Consider the following 13,195-nt stretch of genomic DNA (forward strand, 5'->3'; position numbering starts at 1 on the left):
GCGCAGCGGAGTGGAGCACCCTTTACTCGGACCGCGGAAGCACGACACCGGCCAAGAAGCGGGCGGCCCCCACAGTCAGATCACCGCCACCGGCCGGCAACAGCCCACCCCGGCACCTGCCTACCCCACCCCACTCTCCCCTCTTTTGAACGCGTTCAAATCCGAGCTAGACTCGGCTCCACCACTGAGGGGGAGAGGTCGGATGAAGATCGTGATACCCGGGGGAACCGGGCAGGTGGGTACGATCCTGAACCGCGCGCTGACCGCCGCCGGGCACGAGGTCGTGGTGCTGAGCAGGCGGCCCGCGCACCCGGGTGAAGTCCCGTGGGACGGAAAGACCCTGGGCCCGTGGGTCGAGGCGCTCGACGGCAGTGACGTCGTCGTGAACCTGGCCGGTCGTAGCGTCAGCTGCCGCTACACCGCCGACAATCTCCAGGCGATGATGGACTCGCGCGTGGACTCCGCCCGGGTCGTGGGCGAGGCGATCGCCGCGGCCGCCCGACCACCTCGCGTCTGGCTGCAGATGAGCACGGCCACGATCTACGCCCACCGCTTCGACGCACCCAACGACGAGGAGACCGGTGTCATCGGAGGAGCCGAACCCGGCGTTCCGGGCTACTGGGCCTTCAGCATCGACATCGCCAAGGCCTGGGAGCGGGAGCAGGAGAAGGCCGACACCCCGGGCACCCGCAAGGTCGCCTTGCGCTCCGCGATGGTGATGAGCCCCGATCGAGGGGGCGTCTTCGACGTCCTGCTGTGGCTGACGCGGCTCGGTCTCGGCGGACCGGTGGCGGGCGGTGCCCAGTACGTGTCGTGGATCCACGACCAAGACTTCGTCCGCGCGGTGGAGTTCCTGGTCGCCCGGGACGACATCGGCGGACCGGTGAACCTCGCCGCGCCCGCCCCGGTGCCGCAGCGCATACTGATGCGCTCGATGCGCACCGCATGGGGTGTCCCGGTGGGCCTGCCCGCGACGAAATGGATGGCCGAACTCGGCGCCTACGCGCTGCGCACGGACACCGAACTGCTGCTCAAGAGCCGCCGTGTCGTCCCGGGCCGCCTACTCGAAGCGGGCTTCACCTTCGACCACCCGCACTGGCCGGAGGCCGCCGCCGACCTCGTCCACCGCCTGCGCGGGCGTGGCGCCCGCGCACGAACATGACGACGGCCGCGCACGTCGAACCTGGGCAAGGAGTGTCGGCGGTCGGTGACAGGATGGCCGTATGAGTGACCACCTCGACGGCATACTGGCCGCCCCCGCACGGCTGTTGACCGCCGACCGCGCGGAGGTACGCGGCCACATCACTCACCGACACGGGTGCCACTGACGCCAGTGACGTCGCTGACGCCACGGAGAACGTAGGGCGCGAGGTCTTCCTGCAAGCCGAGGCGATCTTCGGCGTCGCGGACGTGACCGCCGCCGAGTTCGCCTCCTGGCTGCACTTCGCGGCGAAGGCGACCGGCCACGAGGAGTACGCCGAGCAGATCGCGACGGCCGAGCCGGGCATGCCGTGGCGCACGGTGTGGGCATGGTGGCGGCCGGCCAACTGGTTCATGGCCCACCCCAGCCTGAACGGCGACTACTACCAGGTCCACCGCCGACTGCACGAAGGCCGGGAGCTCATCGAGGTGGTCGACCAGCGCGGCCCGCTCTGGCTCGACGCGGAGACGGGCCCGCTCAGCGCGGCCCGGGTCGACGACGCCTTCGGGGAACGGCACGTGGTGCGCATACCCGAGAACGCCTTGCCGGAGGGGCTCGAACACCCGACGAGCAGGCTGCACTTGCGGGACATCGGCCTGCCCGCGTGGTGGACGTGCCATGAAGCCTCGTACACGACCCACGCGGCCGACGCCATGCGTCCCCGACCGACGGCGCCCTGTCCGAGGACACCTTGCCCAGCGGTGTGGCCGCCGCGGATCTGATCGCCCTCGGCGCATCCGAGTACGGCGACCTGTACCTGCACCGCCACGACGGGTCCGTGCACATCTGGAGCGGGCTGGAGGGCCCGACGGACCGGACGTTGGTGCCGCTCGCCCCGGACCTCGATGTCTTCACGCGCATCCTTGAGGCCGTCCACCGCTACAGCAACGCCTGCTGGCACCGCACATGCGGTTGCTCGGGGAACTCGGTCACGCCGTTCCGGTGGAAGCGGTCGCTCGTGTCGACCACGCGGTTCTTCCGGCCGCGGCCGTTCCCCCGGGTGCTCGTGCCGCTCGCCGGCCTGCCCGGACATACGTCCCAGGAGCCGCGAGCTCTACGCACATGCCGTGAACAGCGGCTTCGTGCTGACGCAGCCATGCTGCCCGCCGGACACCCGGACTTGTCTGAGATGTACGGGTGATGCCTCATCCGGGCACGGCGGCGGCCCCGTCGGCGACGCCATGACCGCCATGCCGCTCCCGCGTTCTCCCCGCGGAGGTCACCGCACGCCCGGCCCGGTGAGAACGTTGCGCGGGCAGCCGGCGAGATAGCTCGCGAGGTTGTCGTACACCTCCTGGAGGTTGTCCGACCGGGCCGTGTCCGTGTACCAGGCGGTGCCCGGGGTGAGGATCACGTTGTCCAGCGTGCGCAGCAGCCCGGCGTCCTGAGCGGTCATGTCGTCCAGGGCGGCGCCCGCCAGCCGCCCGGTGGTGAGCATCCGGACCAGCGCGCCCTGGTCCAGGAGCGCGCCCCGGCAGGTGTTGACGAGGACGGCGGAGGGCTTGAGGGTGCCGAGGCGCTCGGCGTTCAGCAGTCCGCGTGTGGTTGCGTTCAGGGGGGCGTGCAGCGAGAGGACGTCGCTGCGGTGCAGCACCTCGTCGAGCGGCAGCACGGTGATGCCGGGCGCCGTGCGGCCCGTACGGTTGGCGCCGATCACCTCCATCCCGAACCCGGCCGCGATCCGGGCGACGGCCGTGGCGATACGGCCGGTGCCCACGAGCCCGAGGGTCCTGCCGTGCAGTTCCAGCCCGAGGAACGGCCGGTACAGATGGCTGGCTCCGGCCCGCGTCGCCCGGTCCGCGGCGAGCAGCCGGCGGATCAGGGCCAGCAGCGAGGCGAAGACGTGCTCGGCGACGGCCTGCCGGGAGTACGTCGGGCAGTGCGCGACGGTGAGCCCGGCACGGGCGGCGGCATCGAGGTCCACCCCGTCGAAACTCGTGGAGACCATCGTCAGATAACGCAGCCGGGTGATCCTGCTCAGCAGGCCGGCGGGCAGCTGTGTCCATTCCACGACGGCGAGGTCGGCCTCGCACAGCCGGTGCAGGGCGGTCTCGGGTTCCGGGCGGTCGGTGAAGACCTCGAAGTCCCCGAGCGTGGCGAACTTGGCCCGCCACCACTCGGGCAGATAGGTCGGCTCGTCGAGGTAGACGATCTTCATCGGGCATCACTCCCCCGCAGCTGCGGCAGTGTCCACACCGCGTCGCGCAGGCCCTCGCAGGCCCTCGCGAACAGGACGGGGTCGCGGGCGAGGGCGATGCGGATGTAGCGGGACCCGAGGTCGCGGTCGTGCCAGTAGAAATGGTCGCCGGGGACCACGGCTATGCCGAGGCCGCCGAGCAGTTCGACGACCTCCAGGCCGCTCGGCGACTCGGCCGCGATACGGATCCACTCGACGCTGATGGTGCGCTCCGGTGGGCCTGGCTCCAGTACGGAACCGTCGAGGGCCCGGTGGAGGGCCCTGCGGTTGATCCGGATCAGCCGGCGCACCGAGGCGTCCAGACCGCGCCGCGCCGAGTCGTCGAGATACGCGGTGAGGAAGGTGAGGACGAACGGACTGACGTTCAGCAGCACGTCGTTGTGGAGTTCCACGAGGCCCTCGTGGACGTCGGCGCTCATCGCGAGGATGCTGCACTTGACGTCGAGGGTGGGCCAGGTCTTGCCGGTGTCCTCGATGCAGAGGTAGCTCACCCCGGAGCGGTCCAGCACCGTGTACTGGTCCCAGAGCTCGCCCCGGCCGAAGAAGCGGAACGTCCAGTCGATCACCAGCAGGGTGCCGGTGGCGGCGCAGACGTCCACGACACGCCGGAAGTCCGCGGCGTCCAGGGTGAAGCCGGTGGGGTTGTTGGGCAGCGTGAGGAAGAGCGCCCCGGGCGCGTCGGCCCCCGCCAGCAGCCGGGCCAGCTGCGGTCCGGTCACCGACTCCTCAGCGACGGGGGTGAGCGCGACGCCTCGGCGTACGAGGAGGGCGGCCAGGTTGTCGAAGCACGGCTGCAACAGGCACGCCCCGATTCCCGCGTTCGCGAGGAAGGCCCCGACCAGGTCGATCGAGAGGGAGGCGGAGTAGCACAGCAGCGCATGCGGGTGGCGGATCGCGGAGTGCTGTCCGGCCAGCCGGTAGAACGTCTCCTTGAAGACGTCCTCGATGTCCTGCTGCCGGCTCAGTTCGCTTTTCTCATAGAGGTCCGGCAGGCGCCGGGTGATCTCACGCTGTGCCGCGTCCGCGCGTTGGTGGGCGTGACCGTCGGCGAGATTGATTTCACGATCGAATGCGATCCGCTCGTACTGTGTCAGATTCGGCAGCCGGGTCGGTTGCGTCATGGTTTCCCCCTTCGTTCTCAACAGCCACCGGTTCTTGCCCGCTGTCGTCCTTCTCGGTGCCGTGCAGCCGAATGAGCAGATCGTGCACCACGAGCGCCGCGGTGAGGAATTGCCAGAGATCCGGACGTGCGATGAGTACCGTGGACAGGCCGAGAGCGAGTGTTCCGGTGACGAGTTGACGCCGCCTTTTCCGCGACCTGAACAACCGGAACTTCGCGCCTATCATGGCCGCTCCTCCTCCCCGTTTCCTCCACGATACGGAGGCCGGCACGGTGCGGCAACGGCCGTCTGTACCGACGGAGCAGCCGCCGATAGTCTGGGTAACCTCCGGGCGCGGCCATCGCGTTCACCGGTTGTGCTGAGGTAGCGATCATGGTCTCAAGCCAGCGCCACGTTGAGTTCGAGACAGTTCTGCGGGATCTTCTCGACAGCCCCGCGATATCCGGAGGCAGAAAAAAGTTGGCGCGCGCGCTCGGCGTGAACGAGGCGACGATCTCCCACTATCTCAACGGCCGCATCAGGCCCAGTTTCGAGACTCTCGTGCGCATCGCCGACCACTTCAATATCAGCCTGGACTATCTGGTGTTCGGCGAGCGCCCCCGGGCTCAGGCGGAGGACGACCCGGCCGGTGTGCGCGCGCAGATCCGCCGGGCGGTCGTGGAGGCCAGTGACGCGAGCGGGCGCCATCTGGACATGGTCACGCGGATCAGCCGTCGGTTGCAGGCGAAGATCGACGAAACGGCCAGGGCGCTCATCGAACAGAGCGAGAACCAGGGCCCGGTCGGTTTTGTGACGGATGCGGAGGCGATCGGCATGGAGGCCTGTGTGCGTCGCATGCGCATCATGACGCGTCTGTTCCAGTCCGATGTCAACGAGGGGGAACCGGGCGCGTTCATGGATGTGGTGATCCACAATCTGAGGCTGGGCCGTCCGTATCAGTATCTGCTCTACGGAGAGGGCGACTCCTGGCGGCCGTCGGTCGAGAAATTCCGGGAACTCGTCACCCACAGCGGAGTACCCGTCGAGCTGTCGCGCGAGAATCTACAGTTCCGCTGGCTGTCCCAGGAACTGGTCAGTTCCGTCTGCATCCTCGACCTGGATCTCCCGCTGATCAAACGCCAGGAGCCCATCCTGTGGGAACGGCACCAGGACAACATCTCACCCGAGGGTGTCTGGGCCTATTTGTCGATCGAGCGTCCCGATGCCCAGGGCGGGGTGACCATAGAGCCCGTCTACCTGCAGTCGACGCTTCGTCAATTCGGCCGTGACTGGGCGTCCGCGAAACCCATATGAGTCACGCGGACCACACACGTCGGTGTTGGTATAGTGGCGCGCTCAGGAAGGCCCAGGTCGACGTGGACTGAGTGGACACCAGATGAGCCAGGCAGCAGACGAGCCGAGGAACACCGTGCACGACGGGAGCGGCCGCGCCGGGGAATCCGGTGCCTCATTCGTACCGGCCGACTTCACCGTCCCCCGTGGTTTCAGGGATGCGACCTTCCATCTGGTTCCGCTCGGCCCGGAGCACAATGACCGTGACTACCGGGCCTGGACGTCGAGCATGGATCACATTCAGCGGACCCCGGGCTTCGAACGGTACGACTGGCCCGTGCCGATGACACCCGAGGAGAACCTGCGGGATCTGCGCAGGCACCGCGAGGACTTCGAGCACCGTGTCGGCTTCACCTACTCCGTCCTGATCGGCGACGACGTCATCGGCTGCGTCTACATCTATCCGGCCGGCCGGCCGGGCCACGCCACCGTCCGCTCATGGGTGCGCGAGGATCACGCCGAGCTGGACGCGCCGCTGTACGAGCTGGTCAGCGCATGGCTGCGGCAGAGCTGGCCGTTCCATGACTTCAGCTACTCCCCGCGGACCAAGGAGCACGACCTCGCCGCCCGCTGACGGCTCGTCTCCCGGTCCGCGAGGGGATCACCGGACCGCCTCGCGTCAGGCGGAGAGGTCCTGGGTGGCCTCCCACAGCCGGTTGAAGCGCTTCATCCGGTGTTCGACCAGAGCGGCCCGGGCGTTGAGGGTGGTCTTGGCGTTGACCTTCTTCGTGTCCTGGTCGATCTCGTAGGTGAGTTCGTTGTCGAAGATGATGAAGTCGCTGTGCGTCCCCAGCTGCACCCGGTGCGGCAGCTGCGACAGCGCCACCACACGGGCGTCGATGCCCAGCGAACGCTGGCTCTCGCACAGTTCCGTCAGCTTGCCGTCGATCTCCTGCTCGGTGTCGACGATGAACAGCCGCCTGATCTTCACCCCGCGCAGGATCGCGTCGCTCTGCGCCTCCAGATAGCGGCTCGCGGGCTCGCTGTTCCAGAAATCCCGGTCGACGGAGGTGCTGGTGGCGTCGAGGGTCTTCTTGATGCACCGGGTGAGGTCGATGAGCCAGTCCTGGTTCTCCCCCAGGCAGTCGGCGATGTTGTTGCTCAGGTTCTCCAGCAGCTGGGCGAGCCGGTCGATCTCCTCGCTGGCGAAGGTCTTCACCAGCTCGTTGTTCAGCAGTCCCGCCTTGGTGGCGCTGCGGGCGAGCTTGGTCACCCCGTCGGAGCGCAGTACCGAGCGGTCCACCTGGCTGAACAGTTCGGTCGCCTCGCTGATACGGGCGAAACGGTCGTCGACCAGGTCCGTCATCTCCCGGCGGTGATCGCTGAGATGGCCGTGCACCTCGCGGTGGTGCTCCGACAGACTGTCCTTCATCTCCCGGATGCGGGTGCGCTGTCCGTTCTCCATCGCCTCCAGCCGCCGCTCGAAGTCGACCATGTACTGGATGATCAGTGCGGATCCGCCGATCACGATGGAGATCGTCAGCTTCCAGACCTCGTCCTGTTTCTGGTTGAGCGCGTTGGTGAGGACGTAGGCGATGATCGACACCACCACGGTGACGAGCGTCTTCAGCAGGAGCGGTGGTACGCGCAGGCCCTCCGGCCGTGGCGTGTTGGTCGTACCTTGCGTAGCGGTCATTCCTTTCCTCCCCCGTCGGATCCTTCAGGAACGCGGGCCGATGCGGCTCGCGGTGTGCTCAGCGTGCGGTGAGTGCCTCCCTGAGCAGCGGAATTGCCTGGAGGGCCAGTTGGTCCCGGATGCGTTGCACCAGCGCCTGCCACTGGCGGCTGAATCCCGGCTGCTCCTCCAGCGCCTCCCACAGCGCGGACAGCGTCCGGTCCAGCCGGGCCCGGGGCATCCACAGATGCAGCAGATGGTCGACGGCGGGGCGCAGCGCCAGGACGGCCTGGGGCCCGTCCGCCGACCCGAAACGGCTGCCGTCGAGCATCCGTACGAGCGTGGTGAGCAGCCAGTCGTGCAGCGCGAGGTCCTCACACAGCCGTACGACGGCGGTCGGCTCGGTGTCCTCGGGGATCCCGAGCCGCACCGTGCGCAGCTCGTCGTCGACGACCGTGAAGTGGATGAAGGGGGCGTGGCCATCCGGGACGGGCAGGGCCGCCCAGCGCAGCCGGGTGCGGCGGCTCTTGAACGGGCTCTTCTGGTCCAGCAGCGGGTGCCGCAGCAGCCTGGTCAGCAACCCCTCGGCGATCAGACCCGGGTCGAGTTCCCCGGGCCGGCCGCCCTTGAGGAGCCCGTCGGCGACCGCCTGCGCGGGCAGCTTCCCGAGGGGCTCCACCATCCCCGGGCGCACCAGGTAGTAGCCCCACGGCTGCCGCTGGTCGGGTCCCGTCGCGGGAACACGGAAGGACGAACCGGCCTGTAGGACCCGGCCCTCGGTGAGCGCCGCCCGGGCGACCACCGTGCCGACGGCACGCACCTTGGCGCCGCCCGCGGCGGGCAGCGGGCAGTCGACGCCCATGAGGGTGTCCGGTGAGAGGGCGTACAGGTTGGGGCGTTCGGAGACGAGGACGCGTTCGTCGGCCCTCAACCGCAGCACATGGCCGGCCGCCCGGAGATCGAGTGCCTGGGACGTCGGCAGCAGACAGGTGCGCACTTCGCCGCAGGCGAGTGTCGTGGACCTCGCCTGTCCCGGGATCCCCATGTCACCACCCCGGGTAGAAGACGTAGGAGACCCGGTCCGCCACGGAGTCGGGCACCGCGATGCCCTCGTCCGCCGAGCGCGACGCGACCTTCCGCAGCGCGCCCACGTCCACCTCGGTCTGGTCGAGGATGACGCGCACGGCGTGTTCGACGGGAAGGAACCGCGACGGCAGCACGGAGCAGGTGCGGTAGGCGTTGAAGGGGGCGGCGGACGGGTTGAGCTGGAGCAGCGGCGCCAACTGGTCCCACTCGGTGGGGAAGCCGCCCGAGGTGTGGGTGCGCGGGACGAACACGGGCTCGCCCTCGTTGCGCAGCAGGCCGAGGCGGGTCAGCTGCCAGACCGCGGCGAGAAAGGGACAGGACCAGGTGCGGTGCCCGTCCTGGTCGTCCCACAGTTCGACGTCCAGGAACACGGAGTGGCGGTGGGCGGCGGTCTCCTGGGGAGGCTGCCAGGCTCCGGACCGCTTCATCGCCTGGGCGCGCTGGGCGGGGGTGCGCACCCCGTTGGCGAGCCAGCCGGTCTGGCCGACGGGCGGGCGCAGGCCGTAGCTGCCGGGCGGCGGGGACTCGACCAGCCGGCCGGCCACCGATTCCGCGAGCGGCACCTTGTCCGCCACCGCACAGCCGGACTCCCTGGCCAGGTAGTCGATGACCAGCCCCGCGCGCGCGGCCTCGTCGAGCAGGACCGGCACGACCTCGGCGGGGGTGGAGAAGCGCGTGAAGTAGTCGTCAATGAGGAAGCAGGTGCTGATACGGGGACGGGAACCGCCCCGGCGGCCGGTGGCCGCGGCTTCCGCTCGGGCGGCGGCGTCAGCGCGGGCCGCGTCCGCCCAGGGCTTCACTCGTTCGAAGTGCTGCCGCAGCCGCGCGGGGCCGCCCTCGAAGTCCTCCATGTACAGATGCCCCAGCTCCAGGGAGAGATGGGACAGCGCCAGGGAGCGGGTGAGCGGCTCGGCGGCGGTCTCCCGGAACCTGGACTCCGTCACGACACCTCCCAGTGGGCGTCGTCGGTCAGTTTGCGGGCGAGCTGTTCCAGCGCCTCCAGCGTCTCCTTGTTGGCGATCTGGGTGGACAGCACGTCCTCCTCGGTGATCAGCTGCTCACGCCATTGCAGGACGGGTTCCAGCGGGATGGTCGCGAGGACGACGCTGTCCCCGATCTTCCGGTCGGAGGCGAGGTGCCGCAGGTAGTCGTCGCACCGCTGCATCCACACGGACTGGGCGGGCGACACCTGGGACCACAGCGCGGACTCGGGGTCGGGCACCGCGGCCCGCACGAAGCGGATCGACCGGCGCAGCGCCTCCCTGTCGTGGAGGCCGGCCGCCGCGCCGTTGAGGATGCCGTGTTCGCCGAAGACCAGTCCCGACGCCGCGAGCACGTGCTGCCGGGTCCAGCGGTGGAAGACCAGCCAGCGGGCCTGGACGCCGCGCAGTTCGGGCTGGGCCGTCGCCTCCAGCACCATGTCCATGGCGTAGCTGCGTCCGGCGCTGAGGTCCACGATGATGACGTCGAACTCGCTGTTGAGGCGCAGCAGCAGATCGACACAGCGGCGCAGGGTGTCCTGGTCGGTGGCGAACTCCCCGCCGCTCGCGTCGCCCGGCAGCAGGACCAGCCGGCCGGAGCCGTTGGGCCGGTTGCGCAGCACCGGGTGCAGGGTGTGGGCCCAGATGTCGACGCGGGCGGGTTCGACCGTGCCGGCCTCCAGATAGGTGTGCAGACCGCCCTGGTCGATGCCCAGCTCTCCGGGCACGTCGAAGACGGCGGCGGCCGTGGGCGAGCCGAAGTCGAAGTCGACGTAGCAGACGTCGTCACCGGCGAGCGCGCGTTGGTAGGCGAGGTTCGCGCTGGTCACGGAGCGGCCCGTGCCTCCCTTGTCGGAGGCGGCGAAGACGAGCACGGTGTCACACCTCCCGGGCCGCGTCGCGGGCCTGGGCCAGGACGTCGAGTTCACCGAGCACGGACAGGGTCAGGGCACAGGCCGTGCCCGGCTGTTCGTCGAGGATCCGGCGTGCCCGCCGCAGCCTGATCTCTATGCTCCGCAGTGACTTCGCGCGTTCGCCGTCGACGGCGAGGGTGGGTTCCATCTGCTCGTAGCCGAACAGATGGGTGGACTCACTGAGCAACGCACGGGCCAGGACGGCCAGTTCGGCACTGCGGATCGGGCGCTGCACATACAGCTTGCGAGCGGCCACCATGCACTCGGTGACCCGCTCGGTGACGCTCCAGGACACCTGCCCCGGCCCCTCGGGCGAACCCGGGTACACGGCACGGACGTTGTCCCAGAGCCCGATGCCCTCGCCCTCCTGGATGCGGCGTTGCCACAGATGGCCGAAGATCTCCTCGGCGAGCCGGAGCAGGCGGTCCTGGGCAGTGATGTTGCGGGAGAGCTCGCTGAGCTGGATGGTGCGCTTGAGGAGCTGGGCCGAGAAGTCGGTCATGGTCCACTGCAGGGCCGGGCCGCCCGCGTCCTCGCTGCCCTGCAGGGGCAGGGTGACGCCGGGGTTGTGGAGCCGTACGTTCGGGTCGTCGCGGGTCATCCGGCTGGTGATGCGGCCGCGTTCGGCGAGGCGTTCCATGACCGTGACGGTGCGGGTGAGGTCCTCGTCGGTGGCCCTGCGGCGCACCAGGTCGTGGACCAGGATGGCGGCGACGGAGAGCGAGAAGTACTCGGACTCCAGCAACTGACCGGTGGTGCGCCAGGGCAGGTCCTCCAGCGGCCAGCGCTCGGGGTCGAAGCGGGCGATGCCCGACCAGTACTGCTGGGTGATCTCCCAGCGTAGTCGCAGCGCCTCGGCGAGCTTCTGCTGTTCGGGGTTGAGTAGACCGAGAGTGAGGGTGCGGTCGGAGAAGAGGTCCTGGATACCGTCGAGGGCGACCACGGTGAAGTAGAGATAGGGCACCGCGTCGGCGGCGCCGTCGGGCTGGGTGCCGATCGGGTCGCTGGTCTCCACCTTGGGCGCGTCCTTGACAAGGCTCCAGGCCCAGCCGCACTCGAAGAGCTGGTTGTCGTCCCTGAGGCGTTCCTCGACGTCGACACCGAGGACGAAGCTCTCCGTGATCGTGGCGCGCAGCGGCTTGAATCTGCGCTGGAACTGCTGGAGCACGGCACGCTCCGACAACTGTCCCTGGCCGACCAGTCGGCGAAGTCGCTGTCCCTGGCCGGAGTCGGCGTCGAAGACGTTGACGGTGAAGGAGCGCAGCAGGCTGACCATCGCGGCGGTCAGCCGGGTGCTGGTCGCCTCCTTCAGCTGCGCGATGGCGTTCCGCACGTCGCTGCGGGAGGTGCGGTCCTCGTAGACCTTGAGAAAGCCGAGCGTGGCCAGGCACAGCGTGACCGACATGGAGAAGGAGTCGACCACGCCCATCTCGCGCTGCTCCCGGGTGACCTCCTGCTTGGGGTCCTGGGAGGTGAAGTAGTAGCCGCCGGCGAAGGTGGGGGTGGCGTCCGGGCCGGTGTGCGTGCGCATGAACTGGTCGAGGACCGTCACGAGGGCGGCGGGGATCTCGGTGCGCCCGCCCACCCGTCGCAGCGCCTTCTCCACGTCCGTCTGGGTCGTGTCGGGCTCGTCGAGGCGGAAGGCGGGGATCTCGGTGGCGGGGTACATGAGGCACAGCAGCCGTTCGGCGTCCGCGACACTGCTGAGACCGCCCCACTCCCCCCAGGACCACTTGCCGCCGTCGAACGAGTGGCGGGCCATGGCCTGCCAGATGTCCAGCAGGTGCTGCCGTGGCTTGATCTGCATCCCCATGCCCCTCACACAGGTCGCGCTGCCCTGTATTCCGTGCGCCCGGTCAGAAATGAACGGTGGAATTCCGGTGGCCGAGGGCCAGAATCATTCCCTCGTGTCCCGGGCGCACCATGTCCGTCGGCTTGTCCAGTCTGAGAACCCTGGGGTTTTCGGCAAACGGCCTCAGGGCCTCGTGCACCTGCGCCTCGTCGACATCGCACGCCGGGTAATACTCGTCGCCCACGTCATACCCCGTGGAGCCGGCCATGAACGCGGCGGCGAAGGGAGCGCCTGGCGCCAGGGCCCGCAGGAAACACGCGACAGCGCTGCGGAACTCCGCGTGGGAGTCGGACATCGACTCGGCGACGAAGAACATCGTTCCGATGGCCCAGTGCGCGGGGCGACGCACCAGATCGAACAGGTTGCCGGGTTCGACGCGGACCGTGTCCGTGAATCGCGCCCTCCGGTTTTCGTGGATCTCTTCGTAGGCGGGATCCTTGCGCAGCACCTGCCAGAAACTCTCCCACCCCTTACCGAAGTTGACCCGCTGGTCCCTCAGATACTCCACGTTCGCACTCGAAAGCTCCAGCTGGGTGATCTCCTTGCACCACGGGAGCATGCACAGCGCGGGATAGAGGTTGGCACCTGCACCTACGTCAATACCGAGAACCGGCCGTTCGAAACGCTTGTGGAAATGATCGCCGAAGTGATCGCGTACATACGCGATGATCTCCGCGTCCACGTCGAGCAGCTCACGGTAATTTCGATCGATGTACGCGTGAGGGTCGAATGCGTCCCACGGGGCATCAGCGTTGAGTTTAGGTGCCCTCGGCGGGGCTTCCAGGTCCATTGACTCACGGTACCAACGGGTGTGACGGCACGGATCCCCTTTGCCTCGATGCCTCGAACCCGTGCCGGGGGCACGAGATCACGAAGAATCGGCCCTTGGTCCTGAAC

14 protein-coding genes are annotated in these 13,195 nt (G+C 68.8%); 5 read left to right on the forward strand and 9 right to left on the reverse strand.

Annotated features, from left to right (window positions below; all coding sequences use genetic code 11):
• Positions 1 to 202: 202 nt before the first annotated feature.
• From ACFYX0_RS05190 to ACFYX0_RS05200, 3 genes are all read left to right on the forward strand, one after another.
• Positions 203 to 1,162 (forward strand): TIGR01777 family oxidoreductase, encoded by a 960-nt coding sequence (locus tag ACFYX0_RS05190; RefSeq protein ID WP_388966527.1) that lies wholly within the window; start codon positions 203 to 205, stop codon positions 1,160 to 1,162.
• 248 nt (positions 1,163 to 1,410) lie between these two features.
• Positions 1,411 to 1,923, forward strand: coding sequence for a hypothetical protein (locus ACFYX0_RS05195; protein ID WP_388966529.1), 513 nt, complete (start codon positions 1,411 to 1,413; stop codon positions 1,921 to 1,923).
• Positions 1,893 to 2,342 (forward strand): hypothetical protein, encoded by a 450-nt coding sequence (locus tag ACFYX0_RS05200; RefSeq protein WP_388966532.1) that lies wholly within the window; start codon positions 1,893 to 1,895, stop codon positions 2,340 to 2,342. Before ACFYX0_RS05195 ends, ACFYX0_RS05200 begins: the two co-directional genes overlap by 31 nt.
• A gap of 78 nt (positions 2,343 to 2,420) precedes the next feature.
• Here the strand turns inward: ACFYX0_RS05200 and ACFYX0_RS05205 are convergent, their stop codons facing one another.
• Genes ACFYX0_RS05205 through ACFYX0_RS05215 form a run of 3 tightly spaced genes read right to left on the reverse strand, consistent with a single transcriptional unit; the run spans position 2,421 to position 4,745 of the window.
• Positions 2,421 to 3,359 (reverse strand): 2-hydroxyacid dehydrogenase, encoded by a 939-nt coding sequence (locus ACFYX0_RS05205; RefSeq protein ID WP_388966535.1) that lies wholly within the window; start codon positions 3,357 to 3,359, stop codon positions 2,421 to 2,423.
• The gene (locus ACFYX0_RS05210; RefSeq protein ID WP_388966538.1) at positions 3,356 to 4,519 is read right to left on the reverse strand and encodes an aminotransferase class I/II-fold pyridoxal phosphate-dependent enzyme; all 1,164 of its coding nucleotides are present in this window, start codon (positions 4,517 to 4,519) and stop codon (positions 3,356 to 3,358) included. Before ACFYX0_RS05210 ends, ACFYX0_RS05205 begins: the two co-directional genes overlap by 4 nt.
• Entirely contained in the window at positions 4,458 to 4,745 is a 288-nt protein-coding gene (locus ACFYX0_RS05215) for a hypothetical protein (RefSeq protein WP_388966541.1), read from the reverse strand. Before ACFYX0_RS05215 ends, ACFYX0_RS05210 begins: the two co-directional genes overlap by 62 nt.
• 146 nt (positions 4,746 to 4,891) lie before the next feature.
• Between ACFYX0_RS05215 and ACFYX0_RS05220 the strand changes: the two genes are divergently transcribed.
• Positions 4,892 to 5,812 carry a helix-turn-helix domain-containing protein gene (locus ACFYX0_RS05220; protein WP_388966544.1) on the forward strand — a complete coding sequence of 307 codons (921 nt, stop codon included), beginning with the start codon at positions 4,892 to 4,894 and terminating at the stop codon, positions 5,810 to 5,812.
• 82 nt (positions 5,813 to 5,894) lie between these two features.
• The gene (locus ACFYX0_RS05225) at positions 5,895 to 6,425 is read left to right on the forward strand and encodes an N-acetyltransferase (RefSeq protein ID WP_388966547.1); all 531 of its coding nucleotides are present in this window, start codon (positions 5,895 to 5,897) and stop codon (positions 6,423 to 6,425) included.
• A 45-nt stretch (positions 6,426 to 6,470) separates the two neighbouring features.
• Here the strand turns inward: ACFYX0_RS05225 and ACFYX0_RS05230 are convergent, their stop codons facing one another.
• Genes ACFYX0_RS05230 through ACFYX0_RS05255 form a run of 6 tightly spaced genes read right to left on the reverse strand, consistent with a single transcriptional unit; the run spans position 6,471 to position 13,088 of the window.
• Positions 6,471 to 7,487, reverse strand: a complete 1,017-nt coding sequence (locus ACFYX0_RS05230) for a DUF6879 family protein (RefSeq protein WP_355919031.1) — start codon at positions 7,485 to 7,487, stop codon at positions 6,471 to 6,473.
• A gap of 58 nt (positions 7,488 to 7,545) precedes the next feature.
• Positions 7,546 to 8,511 (reverse strand): SCO2521 family protein, encoded by a 966-nt coding sequence (locus ACFYX0_RS05235; protein WP_388966549.1) that lies wholly within the window; start codon positions 8,509 to 8,511, stop codon positions 7,546 to 7,548.
• A 1-nt stretch (position 8,512) separates the two neighbouring features.
• Positions 8,513 to 9,496, reverse strand: coding sequence for an SCO2522 family protein (locus tag ACFYX0_RS05240; protein WP_388966552.1), 984 nt, complete (start codon positions 9,494 to 9,496; stop codon positions 8,513 to 8,515).
• The gene (locus ACFYX0_RS05245) at positions 9,493 to 10,407 is read right to left on the reverse strand and encodes an SCO2523 family variant P-loop protein (RefSeq protein ID WP_388966555.1); all 915 of its coding nucleotides are present in this window, start codon (positions 10,405 to 10,407) and stop codon (positions 9,493 to 9,495) included. Before ACFYX0_RS05245 ends, ACFYX0_RS05240 begins: the two co-directional genes overlap by 4 nt.
• Positions 10,408 to 10,411: 4 nt before the next feature.
• On the reverse strand, positions 10,412 to 12,253 hold the full coding sequence (locus tag ACFYX0_RS05250; protein ID WP_388966558.1) for an SCO2524 family protein: 1,842 nt from the start codon (positions 12,251 to 12,253) through the stop codon (positions 10,412 to 10,414).
• Positions 12,254 to 12,302: 49 nt separating this feature from the next.
• Positions 12,303 to 13,088, reverse strand: coding sequence for an SCO2525 family SAM-dependent methyltransferase (locus ACFYX0_RS05255; RefSeq protein ID WP_355919016.1), 786 nt, complete (start codon positions 13,086 to 13,088; stop codon positions 12,303 to 12,305).
• Between the last annotated feature and the right edge of the window lie 107 nt (positions 13,089 to 13,195).

Origin of the sequence: Streptomyces sp. NPDC002573, from assembly GCF_042889625.1 — a bacterium.
GTDB classification, from domain to species: Bacteria; Actinomycetota; Actinomycetes; order Streptomycetales; family Streptomycetaceae; genus Streptomyces; species Streptomyces gibsoniae.